This is a genomic window from Stieleria varia (assembly GCF_038443385.1).
In the GTDB taxonomy this organism is placed as follows: domain Bacteria; phylum Planctomycetota; class Planctomycetia; order Pirellulales; family Pirellulaceae; genus Stieleria; species Stieleria varia.
Genome location: NZ_CP151726.1, coordinates 3,194,470 through 3,210,338 on the forward strand (window position 1 = coordinate 3,194,470; position 15,869 = coordinate 3,210,338).

Genomic DNA, 15,869 nt, shown 5'->3' on the forward strand with positions numbered 1-15,869 from the left:
GGCGACGGGCTCCGGTGGGAAATTCATTCTATCCCAAGAGTCCCATTTGCGAAAATCAGAATTCACTCGTTCAGAGCTGCAAACGGTCGAATTTCCACCCAAACAACCGCCATACTGAATGCGGCGGGACGTTCCAGTCCGATTCGTTGTTGACCCAGAATCCTTAGGAGGTGACCCATGAGCGTTCCCGCGAAAGCCCGAGTGTGGCGAATTGCCGCTCCACTGGCTTCATCGCTCGTGATTTTTTTTCTTTTCCAGTCATCCACAACCGCTTGGGCGCAAATGAAGAACACGAGTGTTGCAAACAGTCCGAGTGACCTGATCGAAATCCAAGTGCCCATTCGCGACGGCAAGATCGTTTGGGCCGACGTCGCAGAACAAGTCGCTCAGAGCGTCAAGCTTGACAGAGCCTCCGTTGCCAAGTTGTTCCCCAGTGGTAGCCTGGATGCTCATGCTCCGGCGACCGTCTTTGCCCTGATCGGTATGGACTTGGCGTTTGGCGATGCCATGTCCGTCCGGTTGGTCACTGATCGACTCGGTGAAACCTGTTTGCAGCTACGATGCAGCCGCGAGGTACTCGGGTTATCGCAACGCAATGGTGAGCGTCGCCCAGCAAGCATCGGACTCGATAGCGACTGGAAAGAAAGAACCAGCAGCGTTGGCGGGCGGCAACGTCCTTTGATCGTGTGCTTGCACGGTTTGAAAAGTCATGGCGAGCGATTCGCTGCGTTACGCAATTTCTTGCGTCAGGATGGCTACGCGACGGCGTCCTTGAGCTACGACGACAGGCAATCGATTCACGAATCCGCAAGTGAACTGTCACGACTGATTCGAAACGAATTGGCTGGCTCAGATGGCCTACCGCCGATCGTTTTGGTCGGGCATTCCATGGGCGGGTTGGTGGCGCGTGAATGGACAGAGGACCCAGCGTTGGCAGGAGAGTCTGTTGTCGGGCTGATTACAGTGGGAACTCCCCATCAGGGTTCCAATTGGGCAGCCATGCCACCGCTGCTGGACCTGTTCTTTGTGGATGATTTTGACGCGTCGGACATTCTGGACGTCTTGTTGCATCAACCATCCGAGCCGGGGCTGAGAGACCTGGTGCCTGACTCAGAATTCTTGAGAACGCTCAATGCCCGGCCTCGTCGAAGCGATGTCAGCTATTTGACCATCGCAGGCACGGCATCACCGGTCAGCGAAACCGAAGTATCCCAGCTGCGTGACTTGCTTCGGTCGCTCGACACTGACGGAGGCTTTGTACGCGTGATTCGCCCACGCATTGCACCTTTGTTGGATAGCTTTGATGAAGTGATCCAGGGAAAGGGTGACGGTGTGGTGTCTGTCGAGAGTGCGTCGTTGACGGGCGTGGACAAACCGCTGATCGTCAATCGATCACACATCGATTTCTTTCAGCCCTCCGCCTCCCCAAACCGTCAGCCGGTGTGGAACGCAATCCGCGCTCATTTGGATACGTGTTCACGACCGCGGTGATTGGCGTCGTTCAACCGGTATTGCGTCCTCACGACGCAACGGGCTGGATGGTATCATCCGCGTCACGGCACGATCCCGGACACCATTCCTTTCAGGACCCAGCGTCATGTTGCTTAGCGAGCCTCCGGAAACCGAATACGACCTTCGACTGAGCGCATTTGGGTTTCCACTGCGGATCAGTTGGACGTTTTGGCTGGGGGCCGTCGTCTTTGGACACAATTTTGCCCAACTTGTTGACCGTCAGTTCGCCGCATCAAGTCCCGGTGTGTTACCGCTGCTGGTTTTGTGGACGATCTGCATGCTGATTTCGATATGGATCCACGAACTCGGACACGCTGTTGCCTTTCGCTTCTATGGGATTCAATCGACGCTCGTCCTGTATCACTTCGGCGGCTTGGCCATCCCGATCAGCTCCTATAACCCTGGTCGATCATTCGCCCGGCTACGTCCCGGCGAAGACTTGCTCATCGCGCTTGCCGGTCCCGTTGCACAGCTCTTGTCTGCGGCGGCAGTGATTGGGGTTGTCAAATTGGCAGGTTACCAAGTCGATGCGTTCAACTGGATGCCAGCCGGTTTGCATCGCATCCCTTGGGTAGGCGAAGGCGAGCCGATCGACAGTGCAGGCCTCTACGCGATCGTGTTCTTCTATGTGTTCCCGAGCGTGCTGTGGGCATTGTTGAATCTGGTCCCCGTTTGGCCGCTCGATGGTGGGCGAATCATGCGTTCCATCGTCCTCATGGCCGGTGGTGACCTTGCGCAATCCTTGTGGATCAGTGTCATCACGGCCGGTGCGTTGGCCGTTTACTCGTTCAAGAGTGGGAACACGATGATGGCGATCTTCTTTGCCATGTTTGCGTTCAGCAGTTACCAGTTGACCCAACAAAACAACTGGCGATGACAATCGGTAACGAGAACGAGTCTTCGCATAGATCGCAGAGGCGAACCAAGTGTTGCATTTTGCATCACGTGTCAGGTGCTCTGCATAGGTCATTGGGTGACGTAGCGCGCTGTTGTGAACTCGCGCGCAACGACAGTTGACTTACTGATCGAAGGTCAAGTTGCAGCGCATCGATGGAATCATGCGCTCTGTTTTTTAGCGCCGAACATGACGCGACGATGCGCAAAACGGTTTCTCAAAGCTCAAAGTTGTCCTCTTGAGCAAAAAAAGTTCATGTTTTTTTTTGCTTCAAGACGCTCACTTGCAGACCCCTTTTTCGTGCTCGCGCATGACGTCGTCAGCGCGCCGTTGCGACAGTCAACATGCATCGTATGCACGCGCATCGAAGTGCTCATGATCAATGCGCAGCGCAACAAGACGCGATATTTTTTGCCGTGTTTTACGATGTTTGCGCATCGATCATTCCGTCGCGCGCATGATGCGAACGTCACACATCGCGATCACGTTGCGCGTGATCACAAACATGGTTGGTGTTTACCGACGCATGCATCGCGCAGCGCTTACGACGTTGCCGACACGGCACCGCGCGAACGTTGTGCAAGCATTTTTTTTTCAAAAAGATGTTGCGTCGTACGGCTCAGCGCGTACAAATACTCGCAAGTTTTACACGTTGGATGCTGAGAGACTCTTAGACGTGGATCGTCGACCTCTCAGTGACCAATACATTCACAACGATTGGTGAGCCGTGGCCGGTGGCTTTTGAGACATCGTCGTCTCTCAAGTCACAATGACTCACCGTCGTGTCCTTTCTTCGCGGAGGAAGAACGTGGCCAAGAAAAAAGCAAAGAAGAAGGTCGCCAAAAAGGCAGCCAAGAAAAAAGTAGCCAAGAAGGCAACCAAGAAGAAGGCTGCCAAGAAGGCAACAAAGAAGAAGGCGACCAAGAAGAAGGCTACTAAGAAGAAAGCCACCAAGAAAAAGGCTACCAAGAAGAAAGCGACCAAAAAGGCCGCTAAGAAGCGTCGCTAGTCTTCTTCCGGATCACCGCTCCACGGAGCAGTGCCCCCCAATCAACAAACGTGACCGCGTCAGAGCTTGCTCCGACGCGGTTTTTTTTTGCCCCAACGACAGTATTGGTGGGAAAGGTGGGCAAAATGAGGCATTTGCGTCGCCCCATGATTCATTCCTCACAAGGCGTATGGTTTGTGCTTGGGCAGATGGTGGCGTTCGTTTTCGACTTGGAAAGTCGAACGACAATTGTCGCTCGACTTTCCAGGTCGATAGCGTGCCCCGCTGAGCGATTCACCAATCCCAAACGCTGACTTGCGCAGACCGACACCCGCCCTCGCAGTCTCCCAATCGGCCCTAGTGCATCGTCCAGTCTTAGAACGTGGGTTCGGTAGATGAGCCGTTTTGGCGTTAGCCACGGTTTTCGTGCCACAACCGTGGCTAACGCCAAAACGGCTAACCCCAAAATCAAGACCGGACGATGCCCTAGCCCAGATATTGCATCAGCCGGAGTGCGCTAGCCCGGATGATTCATGCGACTCACTACAGTCTTCGCAATACGTTTGCACGGAACGGCTTGTGCGGATTGGTAGGAAAACAGTCTGCGCAGATCAGCCGCCACGCGATAGCGTCCGGTTCCCCGCCTGTAATCAGGAACCGGACGCTATCGCGTGCCGGCTGATGCATCAAACGGCAACGTCCTACTTTCAACGTCAGCCAAGTCGCCATTATCACGTGCGTCGTCGTGACAGACGTCCATGCAATATCCGGCCAAAGGGGTTGCAGAGCCTAGCCTATAGCGTCGGCAGGCTTGCTGTCGGGGGCGAGGCCGCGGCTCGCGACGCCAACGTCTGGACCATCGATACGACGATGGACTCAAACGGCGCCCTAGCCGCCGCGTTCTCCAGCAGTTCTTGTGACAATCGGCCTTCGTCACCGGCTGACCGCAGGGAGATGTTCAGTGGCAGGGCGCCCAAGAAAGGGACGGCCAACTCCTCTGCTTTATCTCTTGCTCCGCCTTTGCCAAAGATGTCGTAGGACTTGCCGCAGTCTGGGCACTGAAACCCGCTCATGTTTTCCACCATGCCCAGCAACGGGATGTTGACCTTTCGGAACATCGCAATCGCTTTGACCGCATCGAGCAATGCGACTTCCTGTGGCGTGCATACAACGACACTGCCCGCAATGGGAACGGCTTGCGAAAGTGTCAATGCAACATCGCCCGTGCCCGGCGGCATGTCGATCACCAAGTAGTCCAGTTCACCCCATGCGGTCATTCCCAAGAACTGGTTGATCGAACCGTGCAGCATCGGTCCGCGCCAGATCACGGCTTCATTGGGGGCGACCAGAAAGCCCATCGACATCACGGGCATCGGAAAAAGTGAATCGTCGTCGTCACGCAGAAAGATCGGTTCGATCTTTTCACCTTTGGCAAAAGCCGGCCGGCCCGAGAGCCCCAGTAGGTGGGGGATGCTGGGGCCATAAACGTCCGCGTCCATCAGGCCGACGTTGGCGCCCATTTGCCTCAGCGTCAGTGCGATGCCACTGGCGACGGTGCTTTTCCCCACGCCACCTTTGCCACTGCCGACAGCGATCACGCTTTTGACACGCAATCCTGTTTGCCCCAGTCTGGCTGGCGGGCGTTGATGGGTGACGAGGTTGATCGACACCGTTGTTCCGGGTGTCAGCGAGGTGAGTTTGGACTCGATCGCGTTGCAAACATCGGTCGCAATCGGCATTGAGTGGGTGGTCAGGCCGATCGTCGCGGTTACTTTCAGGCCATCGATCGTGATGTCACCGATTTGCCCCATGGAGCCCATCGGTCTGCCCGTTTCGGGATCGGCGTGCTGATTGAGGCAATCACGGACGGTTTGTTCGTTCAGATCAGGCATGGCAACGTTTTGTGGCGGGGGATGCAAAATTTGTTGTCAACAAAGGCCTGTCAGTAGAAAGCCAGCACCGTGGGTGAGCAACCCGTGGCAACAGTTCAGCGAGTCTGGCGTCAGTGATCCTGACGCTGGGGACGTACGAAAGAGAAGAGTCCTGTCTCGTTGCAGAAAAACACGCGGAGCGATGATTGCTACGTGGATTTCGAGACACTTATTTTCCGTACGTCCCGATACGGGCTCGGTGACGATCGATCAGCTGTCGAAATCTCGGCATGTCTTCGGGGTTCCCGATGGTGGCAAGCGTGCCCAATTCGGCCAGCTCCAGGACCGCGTCGACACGGACGTCATCGACTGCCAACAATTGCAAGATGCGGCCATTTGCGGTCATCGACGTGCTGGAGACGTGCTGGGCCAGTTTGCCGAGTTGAGGCGGACTCACCACCCACAAAACGGTTCCACAAAGGTCGCGTCGACTGGGCGTTTTGTATTCCGCCAAAGGTGTCGTGACGATTTCGGTGTGCAGTCGGTCAAGGCGCCCCACTGTCGGCACTTGAGAATTGGGCCGAGGCAACCAAAAACGGTTTGCAGCGGATGTCCATCGCGTTCCCGTTTCGCAGACGCGAATCAGATAGGTCACGCGTTGAGAGGGTAGGGGTCTTGGGGATGGCATCGCGTGCGTCTTGATGGCGGGTTCGGTCGGGGTGGCAACGGAGACTGCTGATTGAGTCGTGTCGCGTTATCACTGTGAGCCGATGGCGCTAGCCACGGGCCTCGAAGGGTTTCGTCAACACCATGAGGCCCGCGGCTAGCGCTGGACTGCTCAAAGTTTGGGGTTGACATTGTTTTTTCAGTCCATGTTTTCGTTCCATGCATCGCAATCAAAGTGAGCCTCAGACGCTAGCCGTGGGCCGGCACCACAATCCGCCTCAGGCCTACGGCTATCGCCTGAGGCTCACTGGGCCTACCGGCTGCGCCGGCTGTAGGGACATAAACTTGCGCAAACCCAAAAAGACACAACACCAAACTTTGATCAGTCCAGTCTTCAACGACATCCGGTCAGGCATCGGGTTCTTGATCGAGTTTGCGGAGCAGTCGCGCGCGGCTGATTCCCAATCGCCGTGCCGCTTCGGCGCGGTTGCCGTCGCACAGCCGCAGCATGTCATCGATCAGCGAAGACTCATACTTTTGCACCAGTTCGTCCAGTGGAAACGAGTCATCTGGATCGTTTTGAGGTTTTCCCGAGCGAAAGGATCGAATGACCAGAGGCAAGTTCTCCACCGCGATGGCTTGAGTGGTCGATGATCGGGCCGCGTGTCGGATCGCGTGTTCTAGTTCGTCGATATTCTGTGGCCATGGATAGATCACCAGGGCATCCAGCGCTGCGCGTCCGATGCGTTCTGCGATGCTTTCACCGGCAGCATGATGGCGATCCAGCATTGCGGTGGCCAAGATTGAAATGTCTTCCACACGCTCAGCCAGGGCTGGCAAACGAACCGACAACGTGCTCAACGCGTCGATCAAGGTGCCTGTCAATCCGATCGGCGTTTCGCCGCTCTCATTTTGCGTCTCCCAGTCATTGACATCGACGACCTCATCTGACAATTCAACGGGCTGCTCGCCACACAAGCCGAGCACGCGGAGTCGATCCGGAAAAGCGTCCAGCAACTGCGTCAGTCTGTGCTGGGCTTCAATCGGCATTTGATCCAAGTCACGAACCAGCGCGGTTCCGCTGGATGACTGTGAACCGGTCAAGTGGGTCAGCAGCGGGGCCATCGAGGCATCGAGCAACTCAGCGTCCATCAACGGACCTTCGATCACGCTCAGGGGTTCACCTGGCGCGCTCCATTGGTGGACTTGGCGGGCGATCGATTCCCGCCCTGAGCCTGCGGGGCCGAAAAAGCCGACGTGAGTCCGGACGGCAGCGGCGACACGCAGTCGTGCGCGGATGCGGCGAGCGGCGGGCGAGTTGCCTGCGGTGACAATCGAACAGCGGGTCGCGTGATGACGACGCCAATGATCGAGCGTTTCACGCCGCAAGACGACGTCGCGCATTTCAGAGGACATCGGTGCCGCGTCAAACGGCTGGCGGTCACCGCGGTGGTCTTCAAACTGGCCGGCGATCGCAAGCGTCAACGCTTTGTCGGCGCTCCCCAATCGCACAAAGCGAACTTCCATCGGCGGAATCGTCGAGGCGATTTGCGATGAACGTTCGCGCTTGATCGGTTTCGCGGCGACCAATGGCGGTTGGACATTCAGTCGCGCCGTTCCACGGTCCAGAAAGCCTGGTGGCGCAGAAAGCGACGCCGCCAGAAAGTCCAACGGATCATCCGAGATGGCGGCTCCGGCAACGCATCGGCGACCGATCAATTGTTCGCCGTCGACCTGCAACCAAGTCGATGCGGTCGCGGAAACGTAGATCAGTTTACCCGTCGACCCGATGACCCAAAAAGGGAAATCGCACGCGTCGAGCGCGCGTGCGAGGGGTCGGATTTTGGTGGCCGATGCCATGGGGGACGGTTCGTTAAAACACGTCCAGGATGAAGTGGTGACCGGAGTGATACCGTCGGGTGCTCGGGTAGTAGTTGTGCCACTTTTTGTTGTACACCGGGATTCTCATTTCAGCCGGGTATCGGTGATACATGCTGTCCGCGCTACGAAAGTACTCTTGTCCCCAGAAGTTTTGGGGGTAGTAGACGTAGGGATAATGGTAGAAACGGTTCCAGTCGCGAGTGCTGGACTGTCCCCCCCAAGCTTGCCCAAAGGCACGTTGGTCTGCCGAAGCGGTGTCGGCCACGGTGAGAGCGCCGACGGCGATCACAGCGGCAAGAATGATCTTACGGAGCATTGCTGCGTTTCCCTTTGTCATGGCTTGCGAGTACCAGGTCATCGACCGGGCAAACGGTTGCATTGAGATGTGTTGACAGTATCCGACACCAACGCGACCGCACGGCGGTCAGCTCTGTCGTCGGCGATCGACCGTGGATCCTGCGGGGGACGTCACGGCAAAATCGACCAGCCGAGGCAGCCAACGCACGCAAAAGTGTCTGGCTCGACCCGGATCATCATTCCTATCGGCACAACCGGATGGATCGGTTGAGTCGATCGTAGGTAGTTTTTGAGCACATCCTGACGCGGCCACGGCCTGTTCAAGCACTCCGCCAAGTGGGATTCACGCGATTTGCGTCCTTGAAAGCGGGAAAACCCGATGCCACACCACCCGGATGCGTGCGTTGGCGAGCAGGGAAGACATCGATCTTTGCCCGCAAAAACCTTATCCTTTAGGGAACGAGATCGTGAATCACTTTCACCCGGATTTATCCCTCTGCTCGGCAGATGGCTTCTCACCGTTGCCATCAACCACCTATCATTAAGCAATCCGCCGAATGTCCCTCCAACCCAACCGACCGTTCATGTCTGCCCCCACACCTGCACTGGTCCCCACCACGCTGGCCCAAACGACGCACCACCCCCGCGCCCGCTTGCTGCCCAAGCCGCATCAGATCACCGCAATCCTCTTGGCGATCGTTGTGTCGTTCTCCAGCTCGGTCGCCAACTCGTGTCCGTTCTGTTCTGCGGTCAAACAGACCATCCGACAGGAAGCCGCTGCGATGGACGCCGTCGTGATCGCATCGGCCGTCGAGAGCGACATCACGGTGGATCCGGCAACCGGCATCATCCAGATGAAGATCGAACAGGTGCTCAGTGGCGACAAGCACGTTCAAGCAGGCCAAGTGGTCAAGGCGGTTTACTTTGGGCGAGCCGAAATCGGCCGCCGATTCTTGCTCTCGGGCGTTGATCCGCCGAAGCTCGAATGGACCTGCATGCCGATCACCAAGGCCACCGAGAAGTACATCGTCGACTCATTCGCATTGCCCGACGACGACGCCGCAAGACTGCGTTACTACATGCAGTTTCTGGAAAACGACGAAGAAATGATCTCGCGTGACGCGTACGACGAGTTTGCATCGGCCCCCTACGATGCGGTGAAAAAAATCAAAGACGACATGGATCATGAGCAGTTGGTCAAATGGCTCCAGGAGTCCGACATCGGGCCGGAGCGCAAGCGGCTGTATTTCACGATGTTGGGTGTCTGTGGCACCGAAAAGGACCTACCCATGCTGGAGGACATGCTGCGCGGCACGCGAACCAACATGACCAGCGGACTCGATGCGTTGGTCGCCTGTTACTTGACCCTCGCCGGTGAAAAAGGTCTGCCGCTGATCAACGAGCTCTTCCTGGCTGACCACAAAGCACCGTTCAGTCACGCGTATGCCGCGATCATGGCGATCCGATTCCATGGGACCGAGGGCGACGTGATCCCACGCAGCGCCCTGGTCGAATCGTTGCACTTGGTGCTGGAGCGAAAAGAGCTCGCGGACATGGTGATCCCAGACTTGGCGAAATGGAATGACTGGAGCCAAATCGATCGGCTGGTGCAGTTGTTCAAGGAGTCCGACGAAGAAAACAATTGGGTCCGGGTCCCGATCGTCAATTACTTGAGAGCATGCCCCCTGCCCAAGGCCAAGGACGCGGTGAAGGAACTCGAAGAGATCGATCCGGAAAGCGTTCGGCGGGCCAGCGTCTTCTTTCCCATCCCCGTCCCCGTGCGTGACAACAAAGGTGGTACGTCCTCCGTCACTCCGCAACGGAGTCGAAACGTGGAACCGGATACCCTTCAATCGCCCGTGCCGCTGCCCAACGACGGCGTGCTATATGCCGATGCCAGAAACGCCGATTCCAGAACGGCTGGCGGCGTGGGGCTGCTGGCAACCAACGGCGGAAATTTAGTTGGCATTGCGGGCAACGAACCGATGAACCCATTTCGCTTGGTCTACGTAGTGTCTCTGATGTTGGCGACCATTGTGATCGGTCAGTTCCTGGTGCTCTCGGGCGGCCCAGCCATGGGGCCCGCTCCGGTTGCTCTGACGGCCGACGGCGCCACGGTCGAGTCTCCAAGTCAATCAAACGATTCCCATGACTGCTGAACTGTCTGCCGATCTTTCGATGTCGTCATCTCATGCCGATGTCGACTTTCCCTACCGAGCGATCAGCCGCAGCGCTATTTTCTCAACGGTGCTGTTTGTCGTTGGCTTGTTCGGTCTGATACCGCCCTTCGAGTTCGTGTTATCACTCGCCGCATTGGGCGTGGTGGTCGCGATCGTGGCCATCCGGTCGATTCGCAGCTACCCCAACGAATTCAGCGGAATGGCATTGGCTAAATTTGGCTTGGTGGCGAATCTTGCCCTGCTGATCGGTGGCATCGGACTGCACACGTACATCTACATGACGGAAGTCCCCCCCGGGTATCAGCGAGTTCAGTTCTACAACCTGCAACAAGTCCCAGGACTGCCGGACCAGCCCACGCAATTGGCCTTTGATATCGATGGCGAAAAGGTCTTCATCAAAGGCTACATCCACCCGTCTTCTGGTGGTGGGATGCTAAGCCAGTTCATCTTGGTACCTGATTTGGGAACCTGTTGCTTCGGCGGACAACCCAAGAGCAGCGACATGATCGAAGTCACCTTGACCAACGGGCAACGCATCAAAGGCGGCGTGACGCGACAGAAATTGGCGGGCGAGTTCAAGCTGAACAAGCAACCGCGAAAGCAAACGGATTTCGACAATTTGGTCTTCTATCGCCTGCGAGCCGATCAGGCGAAATAGAGCTCGCTCTGGTTTGATCTCGGTTTGGACTGTGATTGCCGCTACAATGACGGTGCAGCGCAACTTCACTACAAGTTGGAGTCCAGGCTTTAGCCGCTCGAGCGCACCCGAAACACAAGACCGCTACACATATTCCGGCGAAAGCCAATACGCCAGCGTCGGAATCAAAACTTAGCCGACTCGCACGCGCATTCACCCACCGACCTCAGATCCCGCCTCGCCCAGGAGATTCAGGTGCTCGCCGAACAACCCTCTGACCGCTATCGATATTTCGCTGTTTTGATCACGGCATCTCTGTTGCTCGGCATGTTCACGTCGAAGCCACTTGCTCCAACAATGGCTTGGGGCGACGATACGCCAGAGTCGGTCGAGAAAGACAAAGACACTGCGTCCAACAAAGCGTCAGACGACAAAGCATCCGACGACTCACAGCAACCCGAGACCGACCAGTATGGACGCGTCAAGGTCAAGCCACGGCGGAGCAGCGCGGCGGCATTGGCCAAAGGCGAGATCAATTTCGACGATCTGGTGTTTGACATCGAGAAAGATGCCAAGTTGGACGTAGAGAAGTTGACCAAAGAAGTCCGCTCGCTCGTCGGCAAGAAGGTGAAGCTAAAGGGCTACATCCTGCCCAGCACGCTGTTCAGTGACACGAACATCAAGCAATTTGTGCTCGTCCGAGACAACCGCGAATGCTGTTTCGGCCCCGGGGCGGCTCTCTATGACTGCGTGATGGTCGAAATGGTCGACGGGAACACCGCGGACTATTCGACACTGCCGGTCACCGTCACGGGCAAGTTCGAGATCGACACCAAATCCTACGCTTACCCCGGCGGCAAAGGCCCCAAGGGAGCCAGCCACCTCGCGATCTTTCGAATCCGAGGCGTCAGCGTCAAGTAGCGCCGTGCCGCCGTCTTTTACGTGGCCGCATCTCATGGGACGTGAAAAGTATTGTTGCTGCATATGACCGTGAAGCGATCTCGCCGGTTCATTCTTCACATTCCCAGCAATCCCCTCAGTCGCGGATGCGACGACAGCATACAGCCTGGGGCGCGAGCCCCAGGTGAACTTCGTGGTCGGGTTGGAGAATAAGTGTCCTCTCCCGTTGCCAAAATTACGCGAAGCGATGATTGCTACGTGGATTTCGCGACACTTATTTTCCGCACGTCTCTCCGAGACGCGAAATGTTCGAGCCTCGGAGAGACGCGACTACGTGAATCACTCTTTCGGTGCAGAGAGCGGTTACAATCAATGGTCGCCCATCATTGTCACGCTCATTCTCTGCGGAGCCTTCTCCATGCATCGCCCATCCTTGTTCGGCATCTTGAATTCAAAACACTGCATCCGTTTTGCCGCGTTGCTCGTGCTATGGCTCTCCGCCACGATCGTGCACGCCGCAGATCGGCCCAACGTGGTTTGGATCATGTCGGAGGACAATTCCGCGGACTACTTGCAGCATTTCGACCCCGCCGGTGCGCCGACACCAAACATCGAGGCGATGGCCGAGCACGGAATCACTTTCAATCACGCATTTTCCAACGCCCCTGTTTGTTCTGTCGCCAGGACGACGTTGATCACGTCCTGTTACGCTCCGAGAATCGGAACGCAGTTTCATCGCCGCGATACCGTCGCGCCGATGCCTGATGGCGTGCGAATGTTCCCGGCTTACTTGCGTGACGCCGGCTACTACACGACCAACCAACGCAAGGAAGACTACAACGCGGTCAAAGCAGACGATGTCTGGGACGCTTCGTCGCCCAAGGCACATTGGAAAAATCGTCCTGACAAGTCGATGCCGTTTTTCCACGTGCAGACTTACGGCGACTCGCACGAAAGCAGTTTGCATTTTCCAGCCAAAGCCATGGAGCAAGCTCCGGAGACCGACCCGGCAAGCGTCAAACTGCAACCCTATTTTCCCGACACACCAATCTTTCGATTCACGCGGGCTCGCTATCACGATCGAATCATGCAGATCGACCAACTGGTCGGCAAACTGTTGGAGGAATTGGAAGCGGACGGCGAACTGGAAAATACCTTTGTGTTTTACTTCGGCGATCACGGCGGCGTGTTACCCAGATCCAAAGGCTACCTTTACGAGTCGGGCCTCCATGTACCGTTGGTGATCCGTGTCCCTGCCAAGTTTCAAGGACTGGCGAGGCGTGAACTGGGCAGTCGCACCGATGGCTTTGTCGAGTTCGTCGACTTCGGTCCCACCGTTCTGGCGCTGGCCGGGTTGGAACGCCCAGAAGGTATCGACGGGCGTGCTTTTCTCGGCAAGAACGTTGACGCAGACGAAGTGGATCAGCGAAACGAAACCTTTGGATACGCCGATCGCTTTGACGAAAAATACGATCTCGTGCGCTCACTGAGAGTCGGCAAATGGAAGTACATTCGCAACTTTGAGCCGTTCTTGCCTGACGCTCTGCAGAACAATTACCGCTACAAAATGTTGGCGTACCAAGAATGGCGTGACCTGTACAAGGCTGGCAAGCTAAACGACGTGCAGAGCCAATTCTTCAGGGCCAAGCCTGCCGAAGCGTTGTACGATCTGGATTCCGATCCGTATGAAATCAACAACTTGGCAGACGATCCCCAATATCAAGAGCAGCTGGAATTGTTACGTCGCAAGCTGCGTGATCGGTTGGTGTCGATGCCCGACCTGAGTTTCTTTACCGAAGCCGTGGTGGTGTCCGAGGCGATCAAAAATCCGGTGGTGTTTGGCCAACAGAATCACGCTCAATTGTTGGCGATGATCGACACGGTCAATTTGGCTTTGTTGCCGCCCGAGGACGCGGAGATCCAACTTGCTGCAGCTCTGCAGCACGAAGATCCGTGGGTGCGTTACTGGGCGTTGGTGGCCTGCAGCAGTCACGGTAAAGCGGTCGCATCGTTGGCGCCCAGGGCTCAGGAACTGCTTCTGGATATTGAGCCGTTGGTGGTGGTTCGTGCCATCGAGTTTTTGGCAATGGTCAGCGACATCGATACGATGCCGTATCTGTACCGCAGTTTCGAGCGTGCCACCAACGAACCGGAAGCGTTGCGGATGGTGAATTCTGCGGTGTACTTGAGAGATCTGTATGGCGATCGTTTTCCGATCGACCCTAAACGACTTCAATTCGCTGCGATTTTGGATCGCCGAAAGAACAGCGAATTGGACCGTCGACTGGATTACTTGTCAGGCAAGCCTTAACACGTAATGGGATTCGCCAGAATTCCCCTCGCAACCAATTCTTACCACCGTCCACTTCGCCAGCGTCTCCGATCTACCGTCGATTCAGACGACGATACTCGTCCAACCGTCTTGCTTCGTCATCCAATCGGCGTGTTGCGATCGATGACTCGACAATCGGTTGCGTCCCCAAGCGGACTTGATCGGCATCGCTGATATGGCGGCGGCTGGCACGCAGCGATTGACGAACCAGAAAATCGCTCAATCGGATCGCGGTGTGCTTGTTCAGTTCGCCGAGGTTGATTGCCTGTCCCCACGAGAGTCTTAATCCCGCGTGTCTATCCCGTGCTTGTCGTTCAACATGCTGAATCCGCTGACGCACCGCTTGAGGATCACTCTGAAAGACCCAAGTCCAACTGCGTTGGCCGACACGGTATGCCATTTCGCCCATCGCCATCGCAGAATGCAATGCTTCGTCAAACTGTGCGGCGACACTGAGTGATGTTGCCGCGCCGAGGTCCACGCCGCCGATGATGATCTGTCGACCGGCGGGACGAATGGATTCCTTTTCACGAAGTTCGACCAGCACGGTAGGAACGTCGATTCTGACGCGACGCGGCGCGTAGATATCACGGGGCGGATACTGCTGGCGAACGAAACTGCGAACACGCGGCGGGTTTTCGTTTTTTCCTGCGGCTTCACTTGCACGCCGCCAGTCGGCCCATGCCCTGGCGACGCTGCTCGGTCCTCCGATGCAAGTTTCAAAACTGACCACGGTTCCAGTATTGATTCGGGACTCGATCCACAATGGCGAGTAGTGAACCGCTGCCAGTTGTTTGGCGATCAGCAGTCCAAGACCGCCGCCGGAGCCGCTCGGGGAATGATCGCGTGCGATCGCTTCCATGTCCGCCGGTGAAATCCCGCTGCCTTGATCCACGACGGACCAACGAAGCATTCGGCCACCGGAGACGGGCACCATGCGGACCAAGATCGGATCGCCTTCCGCAGTCACACGGATTGCGTTGGTGACGAGATTGACGACCAGTCGACGCAGCATCGCCGCGTCACCAAACACTTGAGTGGACATGTCCGATGGACCGTCCCACAAGATATGCACGTTCCGCGGCAAGGTCCAAGGTCGCAGTGTGTTGCTCACCGCGTCCTTGATTTCACTCAGCGCTACCCAGCGTCGTCGCGCTCTTGGAAAGCCGCTGTTGAGACGTTGCATATGCACCATCTCGTCGACCATCTGATCGACACAGTCGCACTGATCGATTGCGGCGCTGAGGAACTCGTTTTGCGACGGCGTCAGTCGCCCCAGTTCTCCGTCGCGAACCAGTCGGACGGATTCTCGGATCGTGTTCAATGGCGCGCGCAAATCGTGTGCGGTCTCGCTGATCAAGCGAATCGTCGACGGATCGGGGCCAGCGATGGCGCCGGCATGGTCCGATGTGAGTGGTACAGATGCTTTGCCGTCAACCAATGGCGTTTGAAGCGAGACGGCTTGGGTTGCTGGAAAGGTCACCCCATGAATCGCCGTTCGCGTGTCGGTCGTGGCAGATGGCGTGGGGACAGTCACAGCTTGGAGGCTCCGTCGAACATGAAATAGAAACGCCCCAGAGGGGTTTGTTGTTTGGAGAGACATGTCTCGTGCTCCCCGACCAACCCGTTACATTCACATGCGGTCGACCGAACTCACCATTGGTCCTCAGTGGAACCGATGCGAAAGCCGCTCATTGGCAACTTCCCCCG

Annotated in this window: 12 protein-coding genes; 7 read left to right on the plus strand and 5 right to left on the minus strand. The window is 56.7% G+C overall.

The window, feature by feature from the left end; all coding sequences use genetic code 11:
• Positions 1 to 177: 177 nt before the first annotated feature.
• The 3 genes from Pla52nx_RS10560 to Pla52nx_RS10570 all read left to right on the plus strand — a co-directional run bounded on the left by Pla52nx_RS10560 (position 178) and on the right by Pla52nx_RS10570 (position 3,416).
• Positions 178 to 1,491 (plus strand): esterase/lipase family protein, encoded by a 1,314-nt coding sequence (locus Pla52nx_RS10560; protein ID WP_146521652.1) that lies wholly within the window; start codon positions 178 to 180, stop codon positions 1,489 to 1,491.
• A gap of 106 nt (positions 1,492 to 1,597) precedes the next feature.
• Entirely contained in the window at positions 1,598 to 2,389 is a 792-nt protein-coding gene (locus Pla52nx_RS10565; protein ID WP_197454830.1) for a site-2 protease family protein, read from the plus strand.
• Positions 2,390 to 3,215: 826 nt separating this feature from the next.
• Entirely contained in the window at positions 3,216 to 3,416 is a 201-nt protein-coding gene (locus Pla52nx_RS10570; protein WP_197454855.1) for a hypothetical protein, read from the plus strand.
• Positions 3,417 to 4,189: 773 nt separating this feature from the next.
• Here Pla52nx_RS10570 and Pla52nx_RS10575 read toward each other — a convergent pair.
• The 4 genes from Pla52nx_RS10575 to Pla52nx_RS10590 form a co-directional block, all read right to left on the minus strand.
• Positions 4,190 to 5,287, minus strand: a complete 1,098-nt coding sequence (locus tag Pla52nx_RS10575; RefSeq protein ID WP_146521654.1) for an Mrp/NBP35 family ATP-binding protein — start codon at positions 5,285 to 5,287, stop codon at positions 4,190 to 4,192.
• A 208-nt stretch (positions 5,288 to 5,495) separates the two neighbouring features.
• Positions 5,496 to 5,954, minus strand: a complete 459-nt coding sequence (locus Pla52nx_RS10580; RefSeq protein WP_146521655.1) for a hypothetical protein — start codon at positions 5,952 to 5,954, stop codon at positions 5,496 to 5,498.
• 386 nt (positions 5,955 to 6,340) lie between these two features.
• On the minus strand, positions 6,341 to 7,792 hold the full coding sequence (locus Pla52nx_RS10585; RefSeq protein WP_146521656.1) for a helix-turn-helix domain-containing protein: 1,452 nt from the start codon (positions 7,790 to 7,792) through the stop codon (positions 6,341 to 6,343).
• 13 nt (positions 7,793 to 7,805) lie between these two features.
• The gene (locus tag Pla52nx_RS10590; protein WP_146521657.1) at positions 7,806 to 8,129 is read right to left on the minus strand and encodes a calmodulin-binding protein; all 324 of its coding nucleotides are present in this window, start codon (positions 8,127 to 8,129) and stop codon (positions 7,806 to 7,808) included.
• A gap of 565 nt (positions 8,130 to 8,694) precedes the next feature.
• On the opposite strand from Pla52nx_RS10590, the gene Pla52nx_RS10595 reads away from it, so the two are divergent.
• The 4 genes from Pla52nx_RS10595 to Pla52nx_RS10610 all read left to right on the plus strand — a co-directional run bounded on the left by Pla52nx_RS10595 (position 8,695) and on the right by Pla52nx_RS10610 (position 14,138).
• Complete coding sequence (locus Pla52nx_RS10595) at positions 8,695 to 10,269, plus strand: hypothetical protein (RefSeq protein ID WP_231742182.1); 1,575 nt, start codon at positions 8,695 to 8,697, stop codon at positions 10,267 to 10,269.
• Positions 10,259 to 10,948, plus strand: coding sequence for a DUF4190 domain-containing protein (locus Pla52nx_RS10600; protein WP_231742183.1), 690 nt, complete (start codon positions 10,259 to 10,261; stop codon positions 10,946 to 10,948). Before Pla52nx_RS10595 ends, Pla52nx_RS10600 begins: the two co-directional genes overlap by 11 nt.
• Before the next feature lie 234 nt (positions 10,949 to 11,182).
• Positions 11,183 to 11,848, plus strand: a complete 666-nt coding sequence (locus Pla52nx_RS10605) for a DUF3299 domain-containing protein (RefSeq protein WP_231742184.1) — start codon at positions 11,183 to 11,185, stop codon at positions 11,846 to 11,848.
• Between the two features lie 397 nt (positions 11,849 to 12,245).
• Entirely contained in the window at positions 12,246 to 14,138 is a 1,893-nt protein-coding gene (locus Pla52nx_RS10610; RefSeq protein ID WP_146521658.1) for a sulfatase-like hydrolase/transferase, read from the plus strand.
• A gap of 73 nt (positions 14,139 to 14,211) precedes the next feature.
• Here the strand turns inward: Pla52nx_RS10610 and Pla52nx_RS10615 are convergent, their stop codons facing one another.
• Positions 14,212 to 15,696 (minus strand): sensor histidine kinase, encoded by a 1,485-nt coding sequence (locus tag Pla52nx_RS10615; protein WP_197454832.1) that lies wholly within the window; start codon positions 15,694 to 15,696, stop codon positions 14,212 to 14,214.
• Positions 15,697 to 15,869 lie beyond the last annotated feature (173 nt).

Bases quoted from the DNA above. Each gene is read 5' to 3' on its own strand.
- Pla52nx_RS10560 (WP_146521652.1), top strand. From the start codon at position 178: ATGAGCGTTCCCGCGAAAGCCCGAGTGTGGCGAATTGCCGCTCCACTG.
- Pla52nx_RS10565 (WP_197454830.1), top strand. From the start codon at position 1,598: ATGTTGCTTAGCGAGCCTCCGGAAACCGAATACGACCTTCGACTGAGC.
- Pla52nx_RS10575 (WP_146521654.1), bottom strand. From the start codon at position 5,287: ATGCCTGATCTGAACGAACAAACCGTCCGTGATTGCCTCAATCAGCAC.
- Pla52nx_RS10580 (WP_146521655.1), bottom strand. From the start codon at position 5,954: ATGCCATCCCCAAGACCCCTACCCTCTCAACGCGTGACCTATCTGATT.
- Pla52nx_RS10585 (WP_146521656.1), bottom strand. From the start codon at position 7,792: ATGGCATCGGCCACCAAAATCCGACCCCTCGCACGCGCGCTCGACGCG.
- Pla52nx_RS10590 (WP_146521657.1), bottom strand. From the start codon at position 8,129: ATGCTCCGTAAGATCATTCTTGCCGCTGTGATCGCCGTCGGCGCTCTC.
- Pla52nx_RS10595 (WP_231742182.1), top strand. From the start codon at position 8,695: ATGTCTGCCCCCACACCTGCACTGGTCCCCACCACGCTGGCCCAAACG.
- Pla52nx_RS10600 (WP_231742183.1), top strand. From the start codon at position 10,259: ATGACTGCTGAACTGTCTGCCGATCTTTCGATGTCGTCATCTCATGCC.
- Pla52nx_RS10610 (WP_146521658.1), top strand. From the start codon at position 12,246: ATGCATCGCCCATCCTTGTTCGGCATCTTGAATTCAAAACACTGCATC.